The following is a 26,378-nucleotide window of genomic DNA, read 5'->3' as shown; positions in this document are numbered from 1 at the left end:
CGCCCGTCGACGTACGGCGCGACGGTGCGGACCATGTCGTTCGCGGACAGGCCGCGGGCCTGGGCGGCGTCGTTGAGCGCCGCGACCACCGAGACCTTGCCGTCGACGGCGCCGATCACCACCACCACGCCGGGGGCGTCACCGGGGAGCCGACCGCGGACGTCGAGGGCCAGCGTGCGCACGTCAGCGGCCGCTGCGCCGTCGACGCGGTGGGTCACCAGCTTCACGCCGTTGACGTCGACGGCGCGCGCCGCCAGGTCCCCGCCGGCGGCGAGGAGCTGGGCCATGCGGATCCGCTCCATCTCCTTCTCGGCCTGCCTGAGCCGCTCGACGAGGTCGCCCACGCGACCGACCAGGTCGTCCGGCTGGGTCTTGAGCATGCTCGTGAGCTGGCTGACGACGTCGCGCTCGCGCGCGAGGTAGGCGAAGCCCTCGACCCCGGTGAGGGCCTCGATCCGCCGGTTGCCGGAGCCGACGCTGGACTCTCCGGTGACCACGATCGTGCCGACCTGGCTGGAGTGGTCCACGTGGGTCCCGCCGCAGAGCTCGCGCGACCACGGGCCGCCGATCTCCACCACTCTGACCTTCTGGTCGTCGTAGGTCTCGCCGAAGAGTGCGAGCGCGCCCCAGTCGCGGGCCTCCCCCAGCGTCATGTACTGCCAGCCCACGGGCAGGTCGGCCCGCAGCGCGTGGTTGGAGACCTCCTCGATCTGGTGCACCTGCTCCGGGGAGAGTGAATTGAGCCAGCCGAAGTCGAGGCGGAGGTAGCCGGGACGGTTGTACGAGCCGGACTGGAGTGCCGTGGGGCCGAGCACCTCGCGCAGCGCGGCGTGCACGATGTGGGTGCCGGAGTGGGCCTGCCGCGCACCCGTGCGCCACTCGGGGTCGACCTTGGCGTGCAGACCCCGGGTGGCCGCGGCGGTCGACACCGCCAGCTCACCCTCGACGACCCGCACCTGGTGCACCACCAGGCCGCGCACCGGCCGCTGGACGTCGAGCACCTCGAGCCTGCCGCCGTCGAACTCGATGACGCCCGCGTCGGCCACCTGGCCGCCGGACTCGGCGTAGAACGGCGTGCGGTCGAGCACCACCTCGCCGACCTCGCCCTCCGCCAGCGAGCGGACCGGCGCACCGGTCTGGAGTACGGCGAGCGCCCGCGACTCCGTCTCGAGGGTCTCGTAGGCGAGCCACTCGGTGGGGCCGTGCTCGTCGAGGATCCCGCGGTAGACGCCGGTGTCCGCGTGCTGGCCCTTCTTCGCGCGGGCGTCGGCCTTCGCCCGCTCGCGCTGTTCGGCCATCAGCTGACGGAAGCCCTCCTCGTCGACCTGGAGCCCGGCCTCGGCGGCCATCTCCAAGGTGAGGTCGATCGGGAACCCGTAGGTGTCGTGGAGCGCGAACGCCTTCTGGCCCGGGATCGTGGCAGCACCGGACCTCTTCACCTCGCCGGCGGCGAGGTCGAAGATCTGGGTGCCGGCCTGGAGGGTCTTGCGGAACGCCTCCTCCTCGGCGAAGGCCACCTGCGCGATCCGGTCCCAGTCGGCGTGGAGCTCGGGGTAGCTCTCGCCCATCCGGTCCCGCGAGACCGGCAGCAGCTCGGGCAGCGCCGGGTCGTCGTACCCGAGCAGACGGACGTTGCGGACCGCACGACGCAGCAGGCGCCGCAGCACGTAGCCGCGACCCTCGTTGCCCGGCGTGACGCCGTCGCCGATCAGCATCATCGAGGACCGGACGTGGTCGGCGACCACCCGGAACCGGACGTCGTCGTCGTAGGCGGCGCCGTAGGCCTTGCCGGTGAGCGCCATCGTCTTCTCGATCACCGGGAAGACGACGTCGATCTCGTACATGTTGCTCTTGCCCTGCAACAGGTAGGCCACCCGCTCGAGGCCCATGCCGGTGTCGATGTTCTTCTTCGGCAGCTGCCCGGCGATGTCGAAGTCGGACTTGCTGCGGACGGCGGAGAGCTCGTCCTGCATGAAGACCAGGTTCCAGAACTCCAGGTACCGGTCGCCGGCATCCCAGTCGCGGTCCGCTCCGAACTCCGGCCCGCGGTCGATCAGGATCTCCGAGCAGGGTCCACCGGGGCCCGGGACGCCCATCGACCAGTAGTTCTCCTTGGGGGGAAGGCGCACGATGCGGTCGTCGGAAAGCCCGGTGACCTTCTTCCACAGCGCGATGGCCTCGTCGTCCCCGTCGAGGACCGAGGGATAGAGGATCGACTCGTCCAGGCCGAAGCCGCCGTCGGCCTGGGGCCTGGTGACCAGCTCCCAGGCGAGCTCGATGGCACCTTCCTTGAAGTAGTCGCCGAAGCTGAAGTTCCCGCACATCTCGAAGAAGGTGCCGTGCCGGGTGGTCTTGCCGACCTCCTCGATGTCGGGCGTGCGGATGCACTTCTGCACGCTCGCCGCCCGGGGGTACGGCGGCGTCTCCTGACCGAGGAAGTAGGGCTTGAACGGGACCATGCCGGCGTTGACGAAGAGCAGGTTCGGGTCGTCCAGCAGCAGCGACGCCGACGGCACGACCGTGTGCCCGCGCGCCTCGAAGTGGGCGAGGAACCGGTTGCGGATCTCCGCGCTGCTCAGGTACCGGTCCGGCGTCGCCGTCATGATGTGCCTTCCTCGGTGCTCGTGGTCTCGATCGCAGGTGCTGGGGATCCGGCGGCCAGCTCGGGCGGCCCGTCCGCGGCGGCGCGGAAGCGCTCGCGGAGCTGGACCTCGGCGTCGGCCTTGCCCTGGGCGACCTCCTCGCGGAACATCCGGGCTCCGACGAAGACCGCACCCACCCGGTCGCGCATCCCGTCGACGGTGAACGCCTCGACGATCCGCCGCGCCTTCACGACGCCGTACACGCCTGCGGCCGCGCCGGCTGTGAACCAGAAGCCCCTCATGGGGACCCCTCGATGCCCGCGCGCTGGCGGGCCTCCCACTCACGGCGGGCCTGTCGCAGGTCGGCTCTGCGCTGCTTGCGCGCGCGCTTGACCTCGCGCCGCATCTCGAACCGGATCCGGTGCCGGACCTCCGGCGACAGCGCGCGGCGCAGGCCAGCGGCGAGCGAGGCGGTCTTGATGACGCTCTCGCGCAGGAGGATGTCGGCGAACAGGGGTCCGGGGACGACGCGTGCCGGCACCCGCGGCCCGCCGTCCTCTCCGAGCTCGGTGATGACGTACTCGCGGCCGTCGACCACGGCGACCGGCACCCGCTCGGGTACGACGGCGGCCTCGGCCTGGGTGCGCAGCTCCTCCTCGATCGAGGCGAGCTGCTCCCGTAGCGCCTCCGCGTCGCCCGCGGCGGTCGCGATCAGCTCCGCGGTGCGGCGGCCCGACCGGCGAACGGACACGACCAGGCCGACCGCCACGCACGCCAGGACCACCAGGCCCGTCACGGTCGCGACGGCCAGCCAGATCGGCACGGCGAGCTCGTTGGTCACGACGGGCAAGCCTACTTGCCGCGGATCAGCCGCCGAATCCGCTCCCACCGCTGCTTCACCGTGGCCTCGGCGCCGAGCTCGGTAGGTCGGTAGTAGCGGGCGCCGACGACCACGTTCGGGGCGTACTGCTGCTCCGCGATGCCGAACGGAGCATCGTGGCTGTAGACGTAGCCCGTGCCGTGGCCGAGGGTCTTCGCGCCGGGGTAGTGAGCGTCGCGCAGGTGCGCAGGCACCGAGCCGATCTTGCCGGCACGGACGTCGGCGATCGCCTCGCCGATCGCGAGCGTCACCGCATTCGACTTCGGGGCGACGGCGAGCGCGACCGTCGCGTGGGCCAGCGTCAGCTGCGCCTCAGGCATCCCGATCAGCTGGACGGTCTGCGCGGCCGCCACCGCGGTGGGCAGCGCCGTCGGGTCGGCCAGCCCGATGTCCTCGCTCGCCAGGATCATCAGCCGGCGGGCGATGAACCGCGGGTCCTCCCCCGCCTCGATCATCCGCGCGAGGTAGTGCAGCGCGGCGTCGGCGTCGGAGCCGCGGACCGACTTGATGAAGGCGCTGATCACGTCGTAGTGCTGGTCGCCGTCGCGGTCGTAGCGCACCGCCGCCTGGTCGGCCGCGGTCTCCGCGGTCGCCAGGTCGATGACGTCGCTGCCCTTGGAGGCCGCGGCGCCCGCGGCCGCCTCCAGGTAGGTGAGCGACCGGCGCGCGTCGCCCCCGGCGAGCCGCACGACATGGTCACGGGCGTCCTCGTCGAGGGTGAACCGGCCGCCAAGTCCGCGCTCGTCGACCACTGCGCGGTCCACGACTGCCTTCACGTCCTCGTCGGTCAGCGGCTGCAGGCGGAGCAGCAGGCTGCGCGAGAGCAGCGGCGAGATCACGCTGAACGACGGGTTCTCGGTGGTGGCGGCCACCAGGGTCACCCAGCGGTTCTCGACCCCGGGGAGCAGCGCGTCCTGCTGCGCCTTGCTGAACCGGTGCACCTCGTCGACGAAGAGGACGGTCTCCTCCCCCGTGGCGACGAGCGTCGCCCGGGCGGCGTCGATCGCCGCCCGCACGTCCTTCACCCCCGCCGAGACGGCGGAGACCTCCACGAACCGCCGACCGGTCTGCTGGCTGATGATCGAGGCGATCGTCGTCTTGCCGGTCCCGGGAGGCCCCCAGAGCAGCAGCGAGAGAGAGTTGTCGCCCTCGACCAGCTGCCGCAGCGGCGAGCCCGGCGCCCGGAGCTGCGACTGCCCGACGAGCTCGTCCAGGTCGCGCGGCCGCATCCGGACCGCGAGCGGGGCCGCCGCATGGCCGGCGTCGGCCAACGACCCGCCCGACGTCGTACTCCTGGCGGAGGGGGTGTCGAACAGCTGGGGCTCGGGGTCCACCTAGGTGACTCTAGGAGACGACACTCAGGCGCGACCGATCGACTTCTTGTCCAGGTCGAACCAGGTGTCCGCATACCCGGGCTGCTCGACCAGGTCGCTGCTCGGGCTGGCGCCGGGGTCGGGACGTCCCTCGGCGTCCACGCCCAGCAGACCGGCCGTCAGCGGCGCGTGCGGGTGCTCGCCCAGCCGGCCCGGGAAGTGGCAGGCGACCTTGTGCCGCCGTCCGATCTGCAGCAGCGGCGGCTCGTGCCGGGAGCAGATCTCCTGGGCGATCGGGCAGCGGGTCCGGAAGCGGCATCCCGAGGGCGGGTCGATCGGGCTCGGCACGTCTCCGGTGAGCTGGATCCGCTCCCGCCGGCCGCCGGTGATCGCCTGCTTCACATCCGGCACGGCGGAGAGCAGCGCCTGGGTGTAGGGGTGGTGGGCGTTGTTGTAGATCGAGTCCCGATCGCCGATCTCGACGATCTTGCCCAGGTACATCACCGCGATCTCCGGGCAGAAGTGGCGGACCACCGCGAGATCGTGGGCGATGAAGAGGAACGCGATGTCGAACTCGCGCTGGAGGTCCTGCAGGAGGTTGATCACCTGCGCCTGGATCGAGACGTCGAGCGCGGAGACCGGCTCGTCGGCCACGATCACCTTCGGCTGCAGGGCGAGGGCGCGGGCGATGCCGATGCGCTGCCGCTGGCCGCCGGAGAACTCGTTGGGGTAGCGGTTGTAGTGCTCGGGATTGAGGCCGACCACCTCCAGCAGCTCCTGCACCCGCTTGAGGGTCTGGTTCTTCGGCACCACGTTGTGGATCCGCAGCGGGGCGGCGACGATCGACCCCACGGTGTGCCTCGGGTTGAGCGAGCTGTAGGGGTCCTGGAAGATCATCTGGACCTCGCGGCGCAGCGGCTTCAGCTCCCGGTTCGAGATCGTCGCGAGGTCGCGGCCCTCGAACTCGATGGAGCCGGCCGTGGGCTGGTACAGCCGGGTGATCGCGCGGCCGGCGGTCGACTTGCCGCAGCCGGACTCGCCGACCAGGCCGACCGAGCCGCCCTTGGGCAGGGCGAGGGAGATCCCGTCGACGGCCTGGATGTCCCCGACCTTCCGGCGGATGATGCCGGTCGAGCGGACGGGGAAGTACATCCTGAGGTTGGAGACCGTCAGCACGGCTGGGGCGTCGGGGTCGAGCTCCGAGGCGGCGTGCGCCTGGCTGAGCACCTCGTCGACGGTGGGGACCTCTTCCGCCGCGGTACCCTCGGTCACTGTCTGGTCGGACTCGGCCATCGTCACCGCTCCTCGGCAAGCGCAGGATCGAACTGTGGAACCACTTCGGTCTCGTAGATCATCTCGGGGTTCGACAGGTGGCAGCGCTTCAGGTGGTCCTCTCCCCGGTTGCCGGGGATCAGTGCCGGCAGCTCGGTGCGGCACAGGTCGCCGGGCACCTTGTGCCGGTGCACGCACCGCGGGTTGAACGGGCATCCCGGCGGCGGGTTCAGCAGGCTGGGCGGGTTGCCCGGGATCGGCACCATCCGCTTGGACGTGTCGGCGGTGACGTCCGGCACGCTGGAGAGCAGGCCCCAGGTGTAGGGCATCTCGGGGTGCGTCAGCACCTCGGTGACCGGCCCGTACTCGACCGCCCGGCCGGCGTACATCACTAGCACGTCGTCGGCCATCTCGGCCACCACGCCGAGGTCGTGGGTGATGATGATGACCGCGGTGTTGAACTCGTTCTGGAGGTCCTGCAGCAGGTCCAGGATCTGCGCCTGGACCGTCACGTCGAGCGCCGTCGTCGGCTCGTCCGCGATGATCAGGCTGGGGTCGTTGATCAGCGACATCGCGATCATCGCCCGCTGCCGCATACCGCCCGAGAACTGGTGCGGGTAGGCGTCGTACCGACGGTCCGGCTGCGGGATGCCGACCCGCGCGAGCATGTCGACCACCCGGGTCCGCGCCTCCTTGCGGCTCACGGCGTGGTGCACGCGGTAGGCCTCGGCGATCTGGTTGCCCACGCTGTAGTAGGGGTGCAGGGCCGAGAGCGGGTCCTGGAAGATCATCGCGACGTCCTTGCCGCGGAGCCTGCGCATCTCCTGGTTGGAGATGGCCAGCAGGTCGGTGCCGTCCAGCCGGATGCTGCCGCTCACCCGGGCGCTGGTGCCGCGGTGCAGGCCCAGGATCGCCGAGCTCGACACCGACTTGCCCGAGCCGGACTCGCCGACGATGCCGAGGGTCTTGCCGCGGTCGAGGCCGAAGCTGAGCCCGTCGGTCGCCTTGACGACGCCGTCGGGGGTCGGGAAGTGGACCTTGAGGTCGTCCACCGTGAGGAACTTCTCCATGTCGCAGGCCCCCTAGCCCAGCCGCACGCGCGGGTCGATGAACGCATAGGCGATGTCGACGACGATGTTGGCCACCACCACGAACCCTCCTGCGAGGACGACCACGCCGATGATGGTCGGCAGGTCCCAGGCGTTCGATGACTGGACGGTCAGCAGCCCCAGGCCGGGGTAGGCGAACACCGACTCGGTGATGATCGCGCCGCCCAGCAGGGTCGCGAAGTCCAGGCCGGTCATGGTGACCAGGGGCGTGAGCGCTGCGCGCAAGCCGTGCTTGAACAGCACCTTCCGTGCCGCGAGGCCCTTGGCGGTCGCAGTGCGGATGTAGTCCTCTCCCATCGACTCCAGGACGAAGGCACGGGTCATCCGGACGTAGCTGGCGAGGAAGACGAGGGCGAGCGTGAACCCGGGTAGCAGCAGATTGGTGAACCACGCCATCACTCCCGCGTCCTCGATGGTGACGTACTTCGGGTAAGGGAGGACCTCCCACTTGATCACGACGTACTTCAGGAAGAAGACGCCGATGAAGAAGGTCGGGAAGGCGTAGGCGATCAGGGTGAGCCCGACGATCCCCCGGTCGAGGATCGTCCCCTTGGTGACCGCGGCGAGGATGCCGAGCGTGACGCCGCCGGCGAGCCACATCACGACCGCCACCATCGCCAGGGACATCGACGTGGGGGCGGCGGCAGCGACGAGCTCGTTGACGGTCTTCGCGTTGTTGTGGGAGTAGCCGAAGCAGGGGGCCGCGCAGTGGGTGACGATGTCCGGCGCAGCAGCACGCAGCTCGGGGTCGACAGGGAAGTCACGTCCGACCGCGATTCCCTTGATGAAGCCCCCCCACTGCTCGTGGACCGGCTTGTCGTATCCGAGCGCCTTCTCAGTGACCGCGATCTGGTCCTCGTTGCAGATCTTCCCGCAGGCGTACTTGGCCTGGTCGACCGGTGCTGCGAAGAAGAGCACGAAGGTGACGAAGGAGAGCGTGAGGAGCAGCAGCAGGCCGATGATGACGCGACGAGCGGCGTAAGCCCACATGAGTTCGTTCCAGCCTGTCTGGGGATTCGAGCGCCGGCATGCGGCGTGGCGACGCGGCGGGGTCGTGGTCGACGCCCCGCCAGGAGTGCTGGGCGGACGCGGTGCGCCCGCCCAGCACTCTCAGGAGGTGCAGCGGATCAGTCGGCGACGCCGATGAGTCCGATCTCCGGGTAGGAGTTCGACGCCGGGGTGGTGGTGAAGCCAGTCACCTTGGAGCCGTGCAACCAGTTGAACTTCGTGATCTCCAGCGGGATGTAGGCGTAGGTCTCACCGAGCACCTTGTCCGCCTCCTGGAGGGCTACGATCTGGTCCTCGGTGTTGTCCGAGTTCGCGGCCTCGTCGACCAGCGCCTCGAACTCCTCGCTCTGGTAGCACCCGTAGTCGTTGCCACAGGTCGTCGAGGAGATGTTCGGCCGGCTGTCGAACAGCGGCGGCAGGACGGTCATCATCGAGGGCCAGTCGGCACCCCAGCCGGCCCACATGACGTCCATGTCCTTGTCGGGCTGAGCGATCACGTCGTAGTAGGTGTCGCTCAGACCCTCGAGCTCGACCTTGAAGCCGGCCGCGTCCCAGCCCTCCTTGATGATCGCCATCGCCTTGTCGGTGGTCGGCGACTTCTGGTACCCGAGCTTGATCGGGTACGGCAGCTTGACGCCGGCCTCCTGGAGCAGCGCCTTCGCCGCCTCGGGGTCACCGTCGTTGTCGTTGTCGTTGGCGAACGCCGGGTTGTCCTGGGCGCCGCTGACGCTGGGGTTGACGATGGTCTCGCCGGGCTCCCCCATGGCCTCGCCGCCGAGCGCCTTGACGTAGTCGTTCAGGTTCAGCGCGACCGCGAGGGCCTCGCGCACCTTGACGTCGGTGATCCGCTTGGCGTTGGGGACCAGGTAGGAGTTGTAGGGCGAGAGCACGTTCTGGTAGCGGTCCTCGACCGGGCCGACGATCTTCGGCATCTGCGGCGGAGCCACGCGTGCCGTGGTGATCGCGTACTGGTCGTCGCCGGTGTCCTGGATCAGCCGGTCGTTGAACAGCTCACCCGCGGTGTCGGACGGGTCGATCGTCCACTCGATCGTGTCCGGCAGGGCGAGACGCAGCGTCTCCGGGTCATCGGTGGCCGGGTCGTACTCAGGGTTGCGGACCAGGGTCGCGCCCTTGTTCTTGTCCCAGGTGCCCGACTCGATCTTGTAGGGGCCGTTGGAGAGGACCTTCCACTTGGACCGGTCGCCCTCGTCGAAGCTCTTCTTGTACGGGTCGGTCATCATCATGCCGGCCACGGCCTGCGGGAAGTCGGCCCATGGCTTGTTGAACCGGAACGTGATGGTCTTGCCGTCACAGCTGACCGCGTCCTCGAAGGCCGCCTGCTGCTCCGGCGTGGCCTTGTAGGGGCCGGGGTAGTCCTCGACGTCGACATAGCTCAGCGTGTAGTTGGGGCCGCCGATGATCACGTCGTTGGCGAACACCCGGCTGGTGCCGTACTGCACGTCCTCACAGGTGATGTCGCTGCCGTCCTCCCACTTCACGCCGTCCTTGAGGGTGAACGACCACACCTTGCCGCCCTCACTGGCGGTGCCGGTGTCAGTGGCGAGGTCGGGCACAGGGGTCGTTGCGACTTCCGGGTCCTCCGACATCGGGAAGGCGAGCAGGCCGCGGTAGAGCACACGCCGCCAGTTGCCGAGCTGGACACCGTAGTAGATGCGCTGCGGGTCCGAGCTCTCGAAGGGGAAGTGCTGCAGGTAGCGCAGCGTGCCGCCCTTGACGGCGTCGGCGTTGTTGCCCGAGCCCCCACCGTCGTCGCTAGACCCACCACCACAGGCGGCCAGGGTCAACCCGAGGACCGTTGCGGCACCTGCCGCAGCGACCCTTTTCAGTTTCATACCCATTTGCTTCCTCCTTGGATGTGCAGCACGGGGTGCGGCACGTTCGACGACGCGGTGTCGACGAAGTCGTTGGTCGGTCACAGGTGGGTTCACCGGTGACCCTTCGGGTCGAGTGCGTCACGGAGGCCGTCGCCGAGCAGGTTGAACGAGACGACGATGATCGCGATCAGCAGAGCCGGGAAGAAGAAGTACAGGAAGGCCGAGTCGGCGTACCGGAGCGCGTCGGTCAGGATGTTGCCGAGCGTCGGCGTGGGTGCGGAGATGCCGACCCCGAGGAAGCTGAGCGCAGCCTCGGCGGAGACGAACGCCGGCATCATCAGGGTGAACGTCACCAGGATCGGCGCCCACAGGTTGGGCAGGATCTCGCGGAAGTAGATGCGGAAGCGCGACGCGCCGATCATCTGCGAAGCCTGGACGAACTCGCGTTCACGCAGCGAGAGCACCTGGCCGCGCACGATCCGGGCCACCGCGGTCCAGCCGAACAGACCGAGCACGCCGACCACGTAGACGGCGGCCGCGGGGTTGCCGCGCGGCACGCCCAGGATCTCCTCCACGAACGCCAGGCCGACCGCCGAGAGCGCCAGCAGCATCAGGGTCTGGGGAAACGCGAGGGTGAGGTCGATCGCGCGTCCGATGATCGCGTCGACCCAGCCGCCCGCAGCGCCGGAGACGATCCCGGCGACGACGCCGATGAACATCGCGATGATCGTCGCAGCGATCGCGATCGACAGGGAGAACGTCGTCCCGTACCACAGCCGCGCGAGCGCGTCCCGGCCGCCGCCGGGCTCTACGCCCAGCCAGTGATCGCCCGAGATGCCGCCGAAGGACCCGAGAGGGAGGCCGTACTCGTCGAGGAGGTCGGTGTCGTTCTTGAGGGGGTCGATCAGGTCGGCGGCCACGAGGATCGGAGCGCTGATCGCGAGCAGGAAGAACAGGACGACGACCACGAGGGACACCATCGACAGCTTGTCCTTGCGGAACCGCGCCACCGCGAGTCGCATGGGCGACTTGCTGACCACCTCGGTCAGCAGCGTGTCGGGCCCACGGTCTACGGCCAGATGGCTGTCCAGCTCGCTGCTCGGCGCAGTCATCCTCACCCTTCGAGGTCGGCGGAAGGTCGGTCAGCGCGAGGGGCTGACCCCGAGCGCCGTTGCGACTCTAGGGCCAACCTCGGACGCGAAACGATGCCGACGCGGTAACGATCTGGTCTCGACCCCGCGGCAAACCATCCGGCCGAAAGGGGGTCAGGAGTGGGGTTCCTTCTCCGGCCGGGCGTCCACACCGGCTTCCTTCCGCTGCTCCGGGGTGATCGGAGCCGGAGCCGCGGTGAGCGGGTCGTATCCGCCACCGGTCTTCGGGAAGGCGATGACGTCGCGGATGGAATCGGTGCCCGCCAGCAGTGCCACCACACGGTCCCATCCGAACGCGATGCCGCCGTGCGGCGGAGCGCCGTACTTGAACGCCTCGAGCAGGAAGCCGAACTTCTCCTCGGCCTCCTCCTCGCCGATGCCCATCACCTCGAACACCCGCTTCTGGATGTCCTCACGATGGATACGGATCGAGCCGCCGCCGATCTCGTTGCCGTTGCAGACGATGTCGTAGGCCCAGGCGAGCGCGTCGCCGGGTTCCTTGTCGAACGCCTCCAGGTCCTGCGGGCTCGTGAAGGCGTGGTGGACCGCGGTCCACGCTCCACCGCCGACGGCGACGTCGCCGGCCGCAGTGGCCTCATCGGCCGGCTCGAAGAGCGGTGCGTCGACGACCCACAGGAAGCTCCACGCATCCTCGTCGATCAGGCCGGTGCGGCGGCCGATCTCCAGCCGGGCGGCGCCGAGCAGCGAGCGGCTGGACTTCACGGCGCCGGCGCCGAAGAAGATGCAGTCACCGGGCTGGGCGCCGACGTGCGCGGCGATGCCGGCCCGCTCGGCCTCCGACAGGTTCTTGGCGACCGGTCCCCCGAGCTCGCCCTCCTCGCCGACGAGGATGTAGGCGAGACCCCGCGCGCCGCGCTGCTTCGCCCAGTCCTGCCAGGCGTCGAGCTGCTTGCGCGGCTGGCCGGCGCCGCCCGGCATGACGACGGCGCCGACGTACTGGGCGTTCTCGGGCGAGAAGACCCGGAACGGGGTGTCCTTGAAGAACTCGGTGCAGTCGACGAGCTCCTGGCCCATCCGCAGGTCCGGCTTGTCGGAGCCGAAGCGGGCCATCGCCTCGGCGTACGTCATCCGCGGCAGCGGCAGCGGGATGTCGTAGCCGATCAGCTTCCACAGCGCCGCCACGATCTCCTCGCCCAGGGCGATCACGTCGTCCTGCGTCACGAAGCTCATCTCGATGTCGAGCTGGGTGAACTCCGGCTGCCGGTCGGCACGGAAGTCCTCGTCGCGATAGCAGCGCGCGATCTGGTAGTAGCGCTCCATGCCGGCGACCATCAGCAGCTGCTTGAACAGCTGCGGGCTCTGCGGAAGCGCGTACCAGCTGCCAGGCTGGAGTCGCGCCGGCACCAGGAAGTCCCGCGCACCCTCGGGCGTCGACCGGGTCAGGGTCGGCGTCTCGATCTCCACGAAGTCGCGAGCCGCGAGCACGTCGCGGGCGGCCTTGTTGACCTGGCTGCGCAGGCGGATCGCGTTGCCCGGGGCGGTGCGACGCAGGTCGAGGTAGCGGTGCCTGAGCCGCACCTCCTCCCCCACGTCGACGTGGTCGCTGATCGGGAACGGCAGCGGAGCGGCGGCGCTGAGCACCTCCACCTCGCTCGCCACGACCTCCACCTGGCCCGTTGGCAGGTTGGGGTTCTCGTTGCCCTCGAGGCGCGCCACGACCTCACCCGTCACCCGCAGGCAGTACTCGGCGCGGAGGCTGTGCGCGACCTCCTCGTCGCGGATCACGACCTGTACGACGCCGCTCGCCTCGCGAAGGTCGATGAAGGCCACTCCCCCGTGATCACGCCGGTTGGCCACCCATCCCGCGAGGGCGACGGTCTGGCCGACGTGCTCCGCGCGGAGGGCGCCGGCGTCATGGGTGCGGATCACTGGTTCTGCTCCTCGTTGGCTGGGGTGATGATCTGGGGTCGCAGGTCCTCCTGAGGAGGCTGCCACGTCGCCGGATCGGCCGCGACCTGATGGCCGCTGCGGATGTCCTTGACCTGGTGGCTCGTCGCGCCGTCGTCGTCGACGCCCGGGAACCACACGTAGGGAATGCCACGTCGCTCCGCGGTGCGGATCTGCTTGCCGAACTTCTGGGCCGCGGCCGCGACCTCGCACGGGATCCCCCGTGCGCGCAGCGCTGACGCCACCGCGTTGGAGGTGGTGCGGCTCTCCTCGTCGACCACCGCCACCAGGACCGCGCTCGGCACCGAGCGCGACGCGGTGAGACCGGTCCGGGCCAGCAGGGGCACGACGACGCGGCTCACGCCGAGCGAGATGCCGACGCCGGGGTACGTCGTACGGCCGTCGGAGGCGAGGGCGTCGTACCGTCCGCCGGAGCAGATGGAGCCCAGCGACTCGTAGCCGTCGAGGCGGGTCTCGAACACCGTGCCTGTGTAGTAGTCGAGGCCTCGGGCGATCGAGAGGTCGGCGATCACGCGGACCCGGTCACTGACCAGGTCCGCGCAGGAGGAGACCAGCTCGGCGAGCTCGGCGAGGCCCTCGTCGAGCAGGTCGTGCTCGACCCCGAGGCGTCGTACGTCGTCCACGAAGGACTCGTCGGAGGCCCTGATCGTGGCCAGCTCGAGCACCTGGTCGGCGGTCTTGTCGTCCAGCCCGACCTCGTCGAGGAGCCCCGCCCGCACCTTCTCGGCGGGCAGCTTGTCGAGCTTGTCGACCAGCCGCATCACCTCGTCGACGTCGTCGATGCCGAGGCCGGCGTAGAAGCCCTGGATCAGCTTGCGGTTGTTGACCTGGAGCCGGAAGCCGGGCAGGAAGTCGAGTCGGGTGAGCGCGTCGACCATGACCCGCGTGACCTCGACGTCGTGGTGGAACGGCAGCGTGTCGCGACCGACGACGTCGATGTCGGCCTGGGTGAACTCGCGGAAGCGGCCCTCCTGGGGTCGCTCACCGCGCCAGGCCTTCTGGATCTGGTAGCGACGGAACGGGAACTCCAGCTTGCCGGCGTTCTCCAGCACGTAGCGCGCGAACGGCACCGTCAGGTCGAAGTGCAGACCGAGGCCCGCGTGGCCGTCGGCCGACTCCTCGTGGAGCCGTCGCAGCAGGTAGACCTCCTTGGAGGTGTCACCCTTGCGGAGCAGCTGGTCGAGAGGCTCCACGGCGCGGGTCTCGATCCCGGCGAAGCCGTGCAGCTCGAAGGTGGCCCGCAGGGTGTCGACGACCTGCTGCTCGACGAACCGCAGCTCGGGCAGCAGCTCGGGGAAGCCGCTGAGCGGCCTGACCGGGGCAGTCTTCGCCATCGCTCACAGACCCCGGGTGACGCGGCCGACGGAGCCGGAGTCCTGGAGGTCGAGCAGGAACGGGTTGGTCGCGCGCTCGCGACCGATGGTGGTCTGCTCGCCGTGGCCGGGCAGCACCACGATGTCGTCGGCGAGCGGGAGCACCTTCGACTCCAGCGACCGCAGCATCGTGGCGTGGTCGCCGCCCGGCAGATCGGTGCGCCCGATGGAGCCGGCGAAGAGGAGGTCGCCGGAGAACATGACCTCGGAGATGTCGGCGTCGTAGGGGGTGCGGAAGGTGACGGAGCCCTGGGTGTGCCCCGGGGTGTGGTCGACCACGAACCGCAGGCCGGCGAGCTCGAGGGCGGCGCCGTCCGTCAGCTCCGCGACGCCGTCGGGCTCGGTGAACTCGTAGCCGCCGCCGAGCAGCATGCCGGCGGTCTCCTTGGACATGCCGGCGAGCGGGTCGGTCAGCAGGTGCCGGTCGTCGGGGTGGATCCAGGCCGTTGCGTCGTAGGTGCCGGCGACCGGCGTCACCGACCACATGTGGTCGATGTGCCCGTGGGTGAGAAGCACGGCGACCGGCTTGAGCCGGTGCTCGCGGACCACGTCGGCGACGCCCGGAGCGGCGTCCTTGCCGGGGTCGATCACCACGCACTCGGCCCCGGCCCCGGTGGCCGCGACGTAGCAGTTGGTGCCCCACGGTCCGGCGGGGAAGGCGGCGATCAGCACCGACCCAGCCTATCGGGCGGGGCGTCCGGACTCGGGGGCGGGCGGGACCGCCTAACATGGCGGATTGTGACTACCTCCGACTGGGGCCGCGTGGACAGCGACGGCACCGTCTATGTGAAGACAGCCGACGGCGAGCGGGCGGTCGGGCAGATGCCGGACGCGACGCCCGAGGAGGCGATGGCGTTCTACACCAAGCGCTACGACAACCTCGCGCTCGAAGTGGATCTGCTGCACCAGCGGATCCTCTCGGGCGTGCTGTCGCCGGAGGAGGCAGCCACCTCGGTGAAGATGGTCCGCGAGCAGCTCGTCGACGCCCACGCCGTCGGCGACCTCGCGACCCTCACCCGCAAGCTGGACGAGCTCGGCCCGGTCATCGCCAGCCAGCGTGACGCGCGGAAGGCGCAGAAGGCGCAGCGGGCCGTCGAGGCACGGGAGCACAAGGAACGGCTCGCCGACGAGGCCGAGAAGATCGCGGCCGGGCGGGACTGGAAGAACGGCGCCAACCGCCTGAGGGAGCTGCTCGAGGAGTGGAAGACGCTCCCCCGGATCGACAAGGCGTCCGACGACGCGCTGTGGAAGCGGTTCTCCTCGGCCCGTTCGTCGTACACGAAGGCACGCAAGGCGCACTTCGCCGAGCAGGACGAGAAGCGCGAGGGCGCCCGGGTCGTCAAGGAGCGCCTGGCCAACGAGGCCGAGGCGCTGGCCGACTCCACCGACTGGGGCGCGACGGCAGGGCGCTACCGCGACCTGATGCGCGAGTGGAAGGCCGCGGGCCTGGCGCCGAAGGCCGTGGACGACGAGCTCTGGAAGCGGTTCCGCGGTGCCCAGGACAAGTTCTTCGGCGCCCGCGACGAGGCCAACGCCGCCCTCGACAGCGAGTTCGCGGCCAACGCCGTGGTCAAGGAGCAGCTCCTCGTCGAGGCCGAGGCGATCCTCGGCCCCTTGAGGGAGACCGGCGACGTGGCCGCCGCGAAGGCCGCGTTCCGCGACCTCGCCGACCGCTGGGACGCCGCCGGCAAGGTCCCGCGCGACCGGATCAAGGAGCTCGAGGGCCGGATGCGCGCCATCGAGCAGGAGATCCGCAAGGCCGAGGACGACCAGTGGCACAGGTCCGACCCGGAGAAGTCCGCCCGCGCCGACGACATGATCACCAAGCTCGAGGCCGCGATCGCCGACGCCGAGGCCAAGCTCGAGGCCGCCCGCGCCAAGGGTGACGCCAAGAAGATCCGCGAGCTCGAGGAGAACCTCGAGGGTCGCAAGTCGTTCCTGGAGATGGCGCGCCGGGCGGCGGAGGACTACAGCTGAGGGTGGCGGCGGGGGGGAATCGCCGGTTAACCGGCGATTCCCGCACTTCTGGGGCGTTGCAACGGCCGGGAAGTGCCAGTTCCGGCCGGGTCGTGTGACGCCTGTGTCCTCGGAGCGACTCATCCAGCGTTGACACGGGCGGCCGCGACGGATGCGATGAGGTCACGGATCCGACGCTCCAGACGCGCGGGGTCAGCCAGGTCCGACCAGGTGACTCGCAGACACCGCCACCCGGTCAGTTCCGCGATCTGCTCTTCCCGGCGCTTTTCTCGTAGCACCGCTTCGGTCGCGTCCTCCCCCGGCCGTAGGTGCTGTTGGTACTTGACCTTCCCGTCGAACTCGATCCAGATCCCATGGTCGGGGAGCGCGAAGTCCAGGCGTGCGACGAACCGGTCCCCGTCGTACACCTCGAACTGTGGGATTGGAGCCGGCAGACTGTGCCGCCACAGGAAGTACGACGTCCGCGTCTCGCCCGGGGACTCGATCCGAGGTTCGGCGAGGCGGAGGACGAGCCCTGTCGCGAGCGAGTTGGGCCAGCGGTCCATCGCCGGGTCATATCGTTCCCGCAGCTGATCGAGCGTGAAGTCGCCGCGGTGGAGGAAGTGGTTGGCGACCACCAGGGTCGCCTCGACAGAGCCGACGGTCGAAACCTCCAACGTCGCCCGGATCGGCGAAGCGAACTGCAGGCCATCATGCGCGAGAACGACATCGCCGTCCGCCAACTGTCCGCAGTGCTGACGAATGCCCCTTTCGCGGCGACCCGTCCGGCCGTCGAACCTCGTGAGGTGTGTGTCATCGAGCCCGAAACCCCACAGTGGCGCATCGAGGAACGGCAGGGCCGAGGTGTGGCTCAGGAGCACGTCGGTCCGGGCCTGCCTGTACGCAGCGCGCGCACGGACGGCGTACTGCTGCTCAGCAGTCATCTCTCGCCACACGCGGCCGTCGACGTACGCGCCGCGGCGTGATCTGGCGAGTTGCCCCGACCTCACCTCGCGAGCCAGGCTCCGATCGGTGTGACCACGTGCGAGCAGCTCCGACCGCAACGAGATAGGGATGAGGCGTACGTCGTCCTCGGGCAGGTACATGGCTCAGAAGGTGCCCGCCGTACGACGAATCCGAACGAACGATCTCGCGCCTGTGGATAACGCTCATTCGCCCTCGAGCGCGGAGGTTTCCGTGCGCTTCTGGGGCGTTGCAACACCCGTGAAGTGCTGGAATCACCGGTTAACCGGTGATTCCTGCGCCGCCGCAGCACCCCTACTGCGTCACGCGGTACGCATCAAACACACCCGGCACGGTCCGCACGGCCTTGAGGACGGTGTCGAGGTGCTTGGCGTCGGCCATCTCGAAGGTGAACCGCGACTTCGCGACCCGGTCGCGGGAGGTGGTCAGGTTGGCGGAGAGGATGTTCACGTGCACGTCGGACAGCACCATGGTGATGTCGGAGAGCAGGCGGGCCCGGTCCAGCGCCTCGACCTGGATGTTGACCAGGAACGTCGACTGGCCGGTGGGCGCCCACTCGACGTCGACGACCTTCTCGGGCTGTGAGAGCAGGCTCTCGGCGTTGGTGCAGTCCTTGCGGTGCACCGAGACGCCGCCGCCCTTGGTGACGAAGCCGAGGATCGAGTCGGGCGGGACCGGCGTGCAGCACTTCGCGAGCTTCACCCACACGTCGGGCGCGCCGGTGACGATGACGCCGGCGTCGCCGCTCGCCGGGCGGGACCGGCGACCGCGACCGCGGCCGGTGATGGTGACCGCCTCGGCGAGGTCCTCCTGGGCCCCCTCGTCGCCGCCGTGCAGCTCGATCACCTTGCGGACGACGGCCTGGGCGCCGAGGTTGCCCTCGCCGACCGCGGCGTAGAGGGCGGAGACGTCCGCCAGGCGCATCGCGGCCGCGACGAGGTTCAGGGAGTCGTGGGTGAGCAGGCGCTTGAGAGGCAGGCCCTCCTTGCGCATCAGCTTGGCGATCTCGTCCTTGCCACGCTCGATCGCCTCCTCGCGACGCTCCTTGGTGAACCACTGGCGGATCTTGGAGCGGGCGCGCTGCGACTTCACGAAGTTCAGCCAGTCGCGCGAGGGACCGGCACCCTCCGCCTTGGAGGTGAAGACCTCGACCACGTCGCCGTTCTCGAGCGTGGACTCCAGCGGCACAAGCCGTCCGTTGACGCGCGCGCCGATCGTGCGGTGCCCCACCTCGGTGTGCACGGCGTAGGCGAAGTCGACCGGCGTGGACCCGGAGGGCAGCGCGATCACGTCGCCGCGCGGGGTGAAGACGTAGGTCTCGGTCTGGTTGATCTCGAACCGCAGGGACTCCAGGAACTCCCCGGGGTCCTCGACCTCGCTCTGCCAGTCGAGCAGCTGTCGCACCCAGGACATGTCGTCCCCGGTCGAGCCGGCGCCGCCACGCTCCCGCTGACCGGCCTCGCCGCCGGTGCGGGCGACCTCCTTGTACTTCCAGTGCGCCGCGACGCCGTACTCGGCCCGGCGGTGCTGGGCGAAGGTGCGGATCTGCATCTCGACCGCCTTGCCCTGCGGACCGATCACCGTGGTGTGGAGCGACTGGTACATGTTGAACTTCGGCATCGCGACGTAGTCCTTGAACCGCCCCAGGACCGGGTTCCACCGTGAGTGCAGGACGCCGAGCACCGCGTAGCAGTCGCGGTCCTCCTCGACGAGGATGCGGATGCCGACCAGGTCGTAGATGTCGGAGAAGTCGCGGCCGCCGACGATCATCTTCTGGTAGATCGAGTAGTAGTGCTTCGGCCGGCCGGTCACGGTGGCCTTGATCTTCGCCTCGCGCAGGTCCTTCTCGACCTGGGTGATGACCTCCGCCAGGAACGAGTCGCGCGACGGCGCACGCTCGGCGACCAGGCGGACGATCTCGTCGTAGATCTTGGGGTGGAGGGTGGAGAACGCGAGGTCCTCCAGCTCCCACTTGATGGTGTTCATGCCGAGCCGGTGGGCGAGCGGCGCGTAGATGTCGAGCGTCTCGCGTGCGATGCGCTCCTGGCTCTTCTGCGGCACGAACCGCAGGGTGCGCATGTTGTGCAGCCGGTCGGCGAGCTTGATCACGAGCACCCGGATGTCGCGCGACATCGCGACGATCATCTTGCGGATGGTCTCGGCCTTGGCGTTCTCGCCGTAGACGACCTTGTCGAGCTTGGTGACCCCGTCGACCAGCTGCGCCACCTCGTCGCCGAACTCCTTGCGACACTGCTCGAGGGTGTACGGCGTGTCCTCGACCGTGTCGTGCAGCAGGGCCGCGACGAGGGTCGGCTCCGTCATGCCGATCCCGGCCAGGATCGTGGTCACCGCGAGCGGGTGGGTGATGTAGGGGTCACCGCTCTTGCGCTTCTGCTCGCTGTGCAGTCGCTCGGCGGTGACGTACGCGCGCTCCAGCAGGGCCAGGTCGGCCTTGGGATGGTTGGCGCGCACGGCCCGGAACAGCGGCTCCAGGACCGGGTTGGAGGTCTGGGCGCGGCTGCCCATCCTGGCCAGCCGCGCGCGCATGCTGCGGCCGCCACCGGACAGGTCGCTGGTGACCGCCGGAACTGCGACCGGGCGTGCGGGAACCGGCCGCTCCGGCGCCTGTTCCTCGCTCATGCCTGGAGTCTAATCGCCGGGCGCTGTGACCAGCGCTGTGACCGGCACGTCGCCCAGGGCGTCGCGGCCGGCGAGGAAGCCGAGCTCCATGAGTACGGCGAACGCGACCGGCCGCGCTCCGCAGCGCGCGACCAGCTCGCACGTGGCCTGCGCGGTACCGCCGGTCGCGAGTACGTCGTCGACGATCAGCACCCGGTCACCCGGCGCCAGTGCGTCCTGGTGGAGCTGCAGCACCGCTTCGCCGTACTCCAGCTCGTAGGCGACCTCGTGAGTGGCGTGGGGAAGCTTGCCGGCCTTGCGGACGGGGACGAACCCGACGCCGAGGGCGAGGGCCACGGGAGCCGCGAACATGAACCCGCGTGCCTCCATGCCGACGACCTTGTCGACGACCGGCGTGCCGTCGTCGCCGCGGCCGACGGCGGCCAGGGCGTCGACGACGACACGGAATCCCGCCGGGTCGGCCAGCAGCGGCGTGATGTCCTTGAAGACGATCCCGGGCTCGGGGAAGTCGGGCACGTCACGGACCAGCCGTTCCAGTGCCTCGACCGCCTGCTGCGTGACAGACCGGTCCCCCACGACCTGCACCGTCGAGCTACTTCTTGCCGCGCTTGGAGCGGGTCTGCCGCACCGGCTGGTTGCGCCCCGAGCTGCGGCTCTCGCCCACCGGCCGGTTGGGGGTGGGGGCGATCCGCCCCTTGCCCATCGCGGCCGCCGCACCGCGGGTGGGCCGCTCCTCCTCCTCGTCGGCCTCGACCAGCTCGTCGGGCTCGTCGAGGTCGAGGGAGTCTCGGTCCCGACTGGGCGTGACCGGGACGTCGTCCTTGAAGACCGGTACGGCGGCGTACCGGTCGGCCAGCGCGCGCTGCTTGGCCTTCGCGCGCCGCGCCTGCAGCTGGACCTCGGTCTCCTGGGACTTCAGGTGCACCAGGATCCGGGGCGCGAGCATCACCGAGGAGTACACGCCGACGCCCATGCCGACGAACTGCGCGAGCGCCAGGTCCTGAAGCGAGCTCGCGCCGAGCTGCACGGCGCTGACGTAGAGGATCGCCCCGATCGGGATCAGCGCCACGATCGAGGTGTTGATCGACCGCACCAGCGTCTGGTTCACCGCCAGGTTGGCCGCGTCGGCGTAGGACTGCGTGCTCTTGCGGAGCTGCACGGTGTTCTCGCGCACCTTGTCGAACACGACCACGGTGTCGTAGAGCGAGAAGCCCAGGATCGCGAGCAGTCCGGTGACCGCCGCCGGCGTGACCTGGAAGCCGGACAGGGCGTAGACCCCGACGGTCAGCGCGACGTCGTGGACGAGCGCCATGAACGCCGCGACCGACATCCGCCACTCGCGGAAGTAGCCCCAGATGAAGAGGACCACGAGCACCAGGAAGATCGCGATGCCGAGCAGCGCGCGCTTCGCCACCTCCGCGCCCCAGCTCGGACCGATGTCGGTCTTGGAGATGTCGTTGTCCGTCACCCCCGGGAACTCGGCCTGGATCAGCTGCGACAGCTCGTTGCGCTGCTTCTCGGTGAGGTTCTCGACCTGGACCGTGAGCGCGGCGTTGCCCTCGGTGGTGACCGCGGGGTTCTCGGCGTTCTTGATGTCGGCGTTGCCGACCGCCTCTTGGAGGGCGTCGGCCGCGTCCTGCGTGGCGTTGCCCTGGCCGACCGGCACGGAGAAGGTGGTGCCGCCGACGAACTCGACGCCCATGTTGAGCGGCTTGAGGTACAGCGTGAGGACGGCGGCGCCGACCAGGACGGCGGAGATGGCGTACCAGAGCCACGGCTTGCCGACGAAGTTGATCGACTTGCGGCCGAGGTACAGGTCGTTGCCGACCCGGGACATCTTGCCCATCAGGCGTCACCTCCCACGGCAGCGGTACGGCGCGGGTGAGGCAGGTCCATGCCCAGCGTCTCCTTGCTGAGACCCGACAGCTTGTGTCCGGAGTTGAAGATCTTGAACTGCGCGAGCCAGGACACCATCGGCTTGGTGAACCAGAACAGCACCGCGAGGTCGATCAGGGTGGTCAGGCCGAGTGCGAAGCCGAAGCCCTTCACCGCACCGGTCGCGAAGATGTAGAGCACGGAGGCCGAGAGCAGCTGGACCGTGTTGGCCGCGACCCGGGTCACCCGGGCGCGGGCCCAGCCCGTCTCCACCGCGACCCGCATCGACTTGCCCTCGCGCATCTCGTCACGAATGCGCTCGAAGAAGATCACGAACGAGTCGGCGGTGACACCCACGGCGATGATCAGCCCGGCGATGCCGGGCAGGGTCAGCGCGAAGCCGGCGGTCTCGCTCAGCAGCAGCACCATCGCGTAGACCACGGCGGCGGCGACGAAGAGCGAGGCGACGACGACCAGGCCGAGGCCGCGGTAGTACAGCAGGCAGTACAGCATCACCAGGGCGAGGCCGATGCCGCCCGCGGTCAGGCCGGCCGAGAGTTGGTTGCCGGCCAGGGACGGGCCGATCTCCTCCACCGAGGTCTGGTCGTCGTCGAAGGCGATCGGCAGCGAGCCGAACTTGAGGCTGTTGGCGAGGTCGAGCGCCTCCTGCTCGCTGAAGTCGCCGGTGATGCTCGAGCGGCCGTCGGTGATGACCGCGGTCATCACCGGCGCCGAGATCACGACGCTGTCCAGCACGATCGCGAACTGCTCGTCGGTGCCCTGGAAGGCGCGGGACACGGCCTCGAAGTCGTCGGAGGCACCGGCCGATCCCCGCGGGAGCGCCCGGTTCTTGTCGTTGCCCATCTCGATCCCGACTTCCCAGCCGACACCGTTCTGCGGGGTGCCCGCGCTGGCGTCGTCGAGCTCGGTGCCCTCGATGACCGACCGGCTCAGCAGGTACTTGTAGGAGATGCGGTCCGTGGGCGCCGAGCAGGCCACGAGGGACTGGTCGGGCTCGTCGGGCAGGTTGGCGGGGTCGCCCTCCTGGGTCCGCAGCACACCCTTGTCGTCGCACGTGTGGGCGTTGAAGATCGCGATCGACTCGGGGTCGGGGTTGCGGGACCAGGCGATGTCGTCCTGGACCGTCCACGTGTCGCCGTCGCCGGCGGGGTCGTCCTGCGTGGGCGTCTCCCCCTCGGTCGGCTGCCCCGCCGGGGTCTCCGTCGCACCGTCGGTCGGGGTGGCCCCGTCGGTGGTGCCGTCGGCGGTGCCGTCCGTCGGCTCCTCCTGGGCTGCACCGGCGAGGTCGAGCGGGGCACGACCCAGGCCACCGGGCAGTCCGGTGCCGGCCGCACACGGGCCGGGGTTGCCGTCGGAGCACGCGACCAGCCGGAACCTCAGCTGGGCCTGCCGCTTGACGGTCTCCTCCAGCTGCGCACGGTTGGTGTTCTCGCCGGGGACCTCGACCACGATGTTGCGGTCGCCCTGCGTGGTGACGGCCGCCTCGGTGACACCCGAGCCGTTGACGCGCTGGTCGATGATCCGGCGGGCCTCCTCGAGGTTCTCCGCGCTGGGCTCCTTCTCGGCGGTCAGCGTGATCCTGGTGCCGCCCTCGAGGTCGAGGCCGAGGGTCGGCTTCCAGCTGTTGGTGTCGGAGGTCATGTCCGCGAGGGCGACCAGGCCGTAGCAGATGGCGAGTCCGAGGAAGAAGATGACGAGGGTGCGCCCTGGGCGCGGACGGCGGGAAGCCATGCTCAGCGCTCCTCGGTGTCGTCGGGGGTGGCGTCCGTGGCCTGGCCCGCGGCCGGCTCGGTGGTGTCCTCGGCCTGGGCGGCTTCCTGGCGGACCGACGCGACCGCGCCGCGCGCGACGCGGATCACGACACCCGGAGCGATCTCGACCGCGAGGTGGTCGTCGGTGATCTCGGTGACCGTGGCGAACACGCCGGAGGTCAGGATCACCTCGTCACCCACGGAGAGCGAGGACTGAAGCGCCGCGATCTCCTTCTGGCGCTTCGACGCCGGGCGAATGATGAGCAGCCAGAAGACCAACGCGATAGCGGCGATCCACAGCCAGGGGGCGAGCTCCTTCACCGACAAACCTCTCGAACGAGTGCGGGGTGTGGCACCGCACCGGATGGGTAGGGCGGGCCGACGGGCAAGTGTAGCCACGGTCTCCTACCATCAGGTGATCGGTAGGAGGTCCGGTCGCTCAGTCCTCGAAGAGGGTCTGCTCCCCTGTGTCGGCGGGGATGACGGGGGCGGCGAGTCCGAGGTGCGCCCACGCTGCCGGGGTGGCGATCCGACCCCGCGGCGTCCGGGCCAGGAACCCGTTGCGGACCAGGAAAGGCTCGGCCACCTCCTCGACCGTCTCCCGCTCCTCGCCGACAGCGACGGCGATGGTGGAGACGCCGACGGGGCCGCCACCGAAGCGGCGGCAGAGTACGTCGATCACGGCGCGGTCGAGCCGGTCCAGGCCGAGCTCGTCGACCTCGTAGAGGTCGAGGGCGGCCTGCGCCACCCCGTGGGTGACCACGCCGTCCGCCCGCACCTGGGCGAAGTCGCGGACCCGCCGCAGGAGCCGGTTGGCGATGCGCGGCGTGCCCCGCGAGCGGCCGGCGATCTCGGCGGATCCCTCCGGGGTCAGCTCGACGCCGAGCAGCCCGGCGGAGCGGTTGACGATCAGGTCGAGCTCGGCGGGCTCGTAGAACTCCAAGTGGGCGGTGAAGCCGAACCGGTCGCGCAGCGGCCCGGGCAGCAGGCCGGCCCGGGTGGTGGCACCGACCAGGGTGAACGGCGGGATCTCCAGCGGGATCGCCGTGGCGCCGGGGCCCTTGCCGATGATCACGTCGACCCGGAAGTCCTCCATCGCGAGGTAGAGCATCTCCTCGGCCGGCCGCGACATCCGGTGGATCTCGTCGACGAAGAGCACCTCACCCTCGTTGAGGCCGGACAGGATGGCGGCCAGGTCACCGGCGTGGGTGATCGCCGGACCGCTCGTCAACCGCAGCGGCACGCTCATCTCGTGGGCGATGATCATCGCCAGCGTGGTCTTGCCCAGGCCCGGCGGACCGGACAGCAGCACGTGGTCGGGCGCGCGCTCCCGCTGCCGCGCGGCCTCGAGCACCAGGCCGAGCTGGTCCCGCACCCGCGCCTGCCCCACCACCTCGTCGAGGCTCCTCGGGCGCAGCGCGGCCTCCACCGCCCGCTCGTCGCCCTCGGCCTCCGCCGCGGTCAGCGAGCGGAGGTGCACCTCCTCCGCCGTCTCCAGCTCGTCCTCGTGGAAGGGCATCGATCAGGCCTTCGACAGGGTTCGCAGGGCCGCTCGGAGCAGCGCGCCGACATCGGGTGAGGCCCCGCCCGCCTCGTCGGCGACGGCATCGACCGCCTTCTCGGCGTCCCGGGCGTTGTAGCCCAGCCCGACCAGTCCCTGGTGGACCTGGTCGCGCCACGCGGCGGCGCCGGTCGTCGTACTCCCGGCGGCGGAGCCGCTCGGGGCGCCGATGCGGTCCTTGAGCTCGAGGATGATCCGCTGCGCGCCCTTCTGCCCGATGCCGGGCACCCTGGTCAGCGTCTTGACGTCGTCGGAGGCGATGGCGGTGCGCAGCCCGTCCGGGGAGAGTACGGCGAGCATCGCCTGCGCCAGCTTGGGACCGACCCCCGAGGCGGTCTGGGCGAGCTCGAACATGACCTTCTCGTCGTCGTCGGCGAACCCGTAGAGCGTCAGCGAGTCCTCGCGCACGACCATGCTGGTCGGCAGCGTGGCCTGCCGTCCGGTGCGCAGCTGCGCCAGCGTGCCGGGGGTGCACATCAGCTCGAGGCCCACTCCCCCCACCTCGACGACGGCGCTGGACAGCGTCACCGCGGCGACGTTGCCACGGACGAAGGCGATCATGCGGGCCTCCTCATGCGTTCTTCCTCCCGGCGGCAGCGAGCGCGGCGTCGATCCGCGCCTGCGCTCCTCCCCTCCAGATGTGGGTGATGGCCAGCGCCAGCGCGTCGGCGGCGTCGGCCGGCTTGGGCGGGGCGTCCAGCCGCAGGATCCGGGTGACCATCGCGCCGACCTGCGCCTTGTCGGCGCGGCCGTTGCCGGAGACCGCGGCCTTGACCTCGCTCGGTGTGTGGAGCGCGACCGGGAGCCCGCGTCGCGCGGCGCAGACCATGGCGATGCCGGCGGCCTGGGCGGTGCCCATGATGGTGCTGACGTCGGAGCGGGCGAAGATCCGCTCGATCGCGACGGCGTCGGGCCGGTGCTCGTCGAGCCAGGCGTCGACGCCGCGTTCGATCGTCACCAGCCGCTCGGGGACCGGCACCTGGGCGGCGGTACGGATCACGCCGACGTCGACCAGCCCCAGGGGTCGACCGACCGAGCCCTCGACCACGCCCATGCCACAGCGGGTGAGTCCCGGGTCGATCCCGAGCACGCGCACGTCGTCACCTCTCGTCCGAACAGATGTTCGGAGCAACGCTAG

The 26,378-nt window shown here is 70.1% G+C and carries 23 protein-coding genes; 2 read left to right on the top strand and 21 right to left on the bottom strand.

What is annotated here, in order from left to right; genetic code table 11:
• The 12 genes from alaS to E7Z54_RS05220 form a co-directional block, all read right to left on the bottom strand.
• Positions 1–2,603, bottom strand: a 2,603-nt coding sequence (gene alaS, locus E7Z54_RS05275; RefSeq protein ID WP_240769526.1) for an alanine--tRNA ligase, incomplete at its 3' end; no start/stop codon positions are given.
• The gene (locus E7Z54_RS05270; RefSeq protein ID WP_136431957.1) at positions 2,600–2,884 is read right to left on the bottom strand and encodes a DUF6167 family protein; all 285 of its coding nucleotides are present in this window, start codon (positions 2,882–2,884) and stop codon (positions 2,600–2,602) included. The genes E7Z54_RS05270 and alaS, both read right to left, overlap by 4 nt.
• The gene (locus E7Z54_RS05265; RefSeq protein WP_136431956.1) at positions 2,881–3,423 is read right to left on the bottom strand and encodes a hypothetical protein; all 543 of its coding nucleotides are present in this window, start codon (positions 3,421–3,423) and stop codon (positions 2,881–2,883) included. The genes E7Z54_RS05270 and E7Z54_RS05265 overlap by 4 nt, the downstream gene beginning before the upstream one ends.
• 11 nt (positions 3,424–3,434) lie before the next feature.
• On the bottom strand, positions 3,435–4,796 hold the full coding sequence (locus E7Z54_RS05260; RefSeq protein WP_240769525.1) for a replication-associated recombination protein A: 1,362 nt from the start codon (positions 4,794–4,796) through the stop codon (positions 3,435–3,437).
• A gap of 24 nt (positions 4,797–4,820) precedes the next feature.
• The gene (locus E7Z54_RS05255; protein WP_136431955.1) at positions 4,821–6,068 is read right to left on the bottom strand and encodes an ABC transporter ATP-binding protein; all 1,248 of its coding nucleotides are present in this window, start codon (positions 6,066–6,068) and stop codon (positions 4,821–4,823) included.
• A gap of 2 nt (positions 6,069–6,070) precedes the next feature.
• Positions 6,071–7,117 (bottom strand): ABC transporter ATP-binding protein, encoded by a 1,047-nt coding sequence (locus tag E7Z54_RS05250; protein ID WP_136431954.1) that lies wholly within the window; start codon positions 7,115–7,117, stop codon positions 6,071–6,073.
• A gap of 12 nt (positions 7,118–7,129) precedes the next feature.
• Positions 7,130–8,146 (bottom strand): ABC transporter permease, encoded by a 1,017-nt coding sequence (locus E7Z54_RS05245; protein WP_136431953.1) that lies wholly within the window; start codon positions 8,144–8,146, stop codon positions 7,130–7,132.
• A gap of 137 nt (positions 8,147–8,283) precedes the next feature.
• Positions 8,284–10,023 carry an ABC transporter substrate-binding protein gene (locus E7Z54_RS05240; RefSeq protein WP_136431952.1) on the bottom strand — a complete coding sequence of 580 codons (1,740 nt, stop codon included), beginning with the start codon at positions 10,021–10,023 and terminating at the stop codon, positions 8,284–8,286.
• Positions 10,024–10,109: 86 nt separating this feature from the next.
• Positions 10,110–11,111 carry an ABC transporter permease gene (locus E7Z54_RS05235; RefSeq protein ID WP_136431951.1) on the bottom strand — a complete coding sequence of 334 codons (1,002 nt, stop codon included), beginning with the start codon at positions 11,109–11,111 and terminating at the stop codon, positions 10,110–10,112.
• 153 nt (positions 11,112–11,264) lie between these two features.
• Complete coding sequence (gene aspS / locus E7Z54_RS05230) at positions 11,265–13,040, bottom strand: aspartate--tRNA ligase (protein WP_136431950.1); 1,776 nt, start codon at positions 13,038–13,040, stop codon at positions 11,265–11,267.
• Positions 13,037–14,413 carry a histidine--tRNA ligase gene (hisS, locus tag E7Z54_RS05225; protein WP_136431949.1) on the bottom strand — a complete coding sequence of 459 codons (1,377 nt, stop codon included), beginning with the start codon at positions 14,411–14,413 and terminating at the stop codon, positions 13,037–13,039. Before hisS ends, aspS begins: the two co-directional genes overlap by 4 nt.
• Before the next feature lie 3 nt (positions 14,414–14,416).
• Entirely contained in the window at positions 14,417–15,124 is a 708-nt protein-coding gene (locus E7Z54_RS05220) for an MBL fold metallo-hydrolase (RefSeq protein WP_136431948.1), read from the bottom strand.
• Positions 15,125–15,190: 66 nt separating this feature from the next.
• Between E7Z54_RS05220 and E7Z54_RS05215 the strand changes: the two genes are divergently transcribed.
• Entirely contained in the window at positions 15,191–16,429 is a 1,239-nt protein-coding gene (locus tag E7Z54_RS05215) for a DUF349 domain-containing protein (protein ID WP_136431947.1), read from the top strand.
• Positions 16,430–16,548: 119 nt separating this feature from the next.
• Here the strand turns inward: E7Z54_RS05215 and E7Z54_RS05210 are convergent, their stop codons facing one another.
• Positions 16,549–17,085 (bottom strand): hypothetical protein, encoded by a 537-nt coding sequence (locus E7Z54_RS05210; protein WP_136431946.1) that lies wholly within the window; start codon positions 17,083–17,085, stop codon positions 16,549–16,551.
• 36 nt (positions 17,086–17,121) lie between these two features.
• Between E7Z54_RS05210 and E7Z54_RS05205 the strand changes: the two genes are divergently transcribed.
• A complete protein-coding gene (locus tag E7Z54_RS05205) occupies positions 17,122–17,394 on the top strand; it encodes a hypothetical protein (protein WP_136431945.1) in 273 nt (90 codons plus the stop codon).
• 292 nt (positions 17,395–17,686) lie between these two features.
• Here E7Z54_RS05205 and E7Z54_RS05200 read toward each other — a convergent pair whose 3' ends face one another.
• The 8 genes from E7Z54_RS05200 to ruvC all read right to left on the bottom strand — a co-directional run bounded on the left by E7Z54_RS05200 (position 17,687) and on the right by ruvC (position 26,336).
• Positions 17,687–19,939, bottom strand: coding sequence for a RelA/SpoT family protein (locus E7Z54_RS05200; RefSeq protein WP_136431960.1), 2,253 nt, complete (start codon positions 19,937–19,939; stop codon positions 17,687–17,689).
• 102 nt (positions 19,940–20,041) lie between these two features.
• Positions 20,042–20,608, bottom strand: a complete 567-nt coding sequence (locus E7Z54_RS05195) for an adenine phosphoribosyltransferase (RefSeq protein WP_136431944.1) — start codon at positions 20,606–20,608, stop codon at positions 20,042–20,044.
• A 16-nt stretch (positions 20,609–20,624) separates the two neighbouring features.
• Positions 20,625–21,878 carry a protein translocase subunit SecF gene (gene secF, locus E7Z54_RS05190; protein WP_136431943.1) on the bottom strand — a complete coding sequence of 418 codons (1,254 nt, stop codon included), beginning with the start codon at positions 21,876–21,878 and terminating at the stop codon, positions 20,625–20,627.
• Positions 21,878–23,659 carry a protein translocase subunit SecD gene (gene secD, locus E7Z54_RS05185; RefSeq protein WP_136431942.1) on the bottom strand — a complete coding sequence of 594 codons (1,782 nt, stop codon included), beginning with the start codon at positions 23,657–23,659 and terminating at the stop codon, positions 21,878–21,880. Before secD ends, secF begins: the two co-directional genes overlap by 1 nt.
• Before the next feature lie 2 nt (positions 23,660–23,661).
• Positions 23,662–24,000 carry a preprotein translocase subunit YajC gene (gene yajC, locus E7Z54_RS05180; protein WP_240769524.1) on the bottom strand — a complete coding sequence of 113 codons (339 nt, stop codon included), beginning with the start codon at positions 23,998–24,000 and terminating at the stop codon, positions 23,662–23,664.
• Positions 24,001–24,118: 118 nt separating this feature from the next.
• On the bottom strand, positions 24,119–25,198 hold the full coding sequence (ruvB, locus tag E7Z54_RS05175; protein WP_136431941.1) for a Holliday junction branch migration DNA helicase RuvB: 1,080 nt from the start codon (positions 25,196–25,198) through the stop codon (positions 24,119–24,121).
• A 3-nt stretch (positions 25,199–25,201) separates the two neighbouring features.
• Entirely contained in the window at positions 25,202–25,801 is a 600-nt protein-coding gene (ruvA, locus tag E7Z54_RS05170) for a Holliday junction branch migration protein RuvA (protein ID WP_136431940.1), read from the bottom strand.
• A 10-nt stretch (positions 25,802–25,811) separates the two neighbouring features.
• A complete protein-coding gene (gene ruvC / locus E7Z54_RS05165) occupies positions 25,812–26,336 on the bottom strand; it encodes a crossover junction endodeoxyribonuclease RuvC (RefSeq protein WP_136431939.1) in 525 nt (174 codons plus the stop codon).
• Positions 26,337–26,378: the final 42 nt, after the last annotated feature.

This window comes from Nocardioides sp. (genome assembly GCF_004803405.1).
GTDB lineage: Bacteria > Actinomycetota > Actinomycetes > Propionibacteriales > Nocardioidaceae > Nocardioides > Nocardioides vastitatis.
The sequence above is the reverse complement of the archived record's forward strand: the minus strand, read 5'-3'. Positions and strand labels throughout refer to the sequence as shown.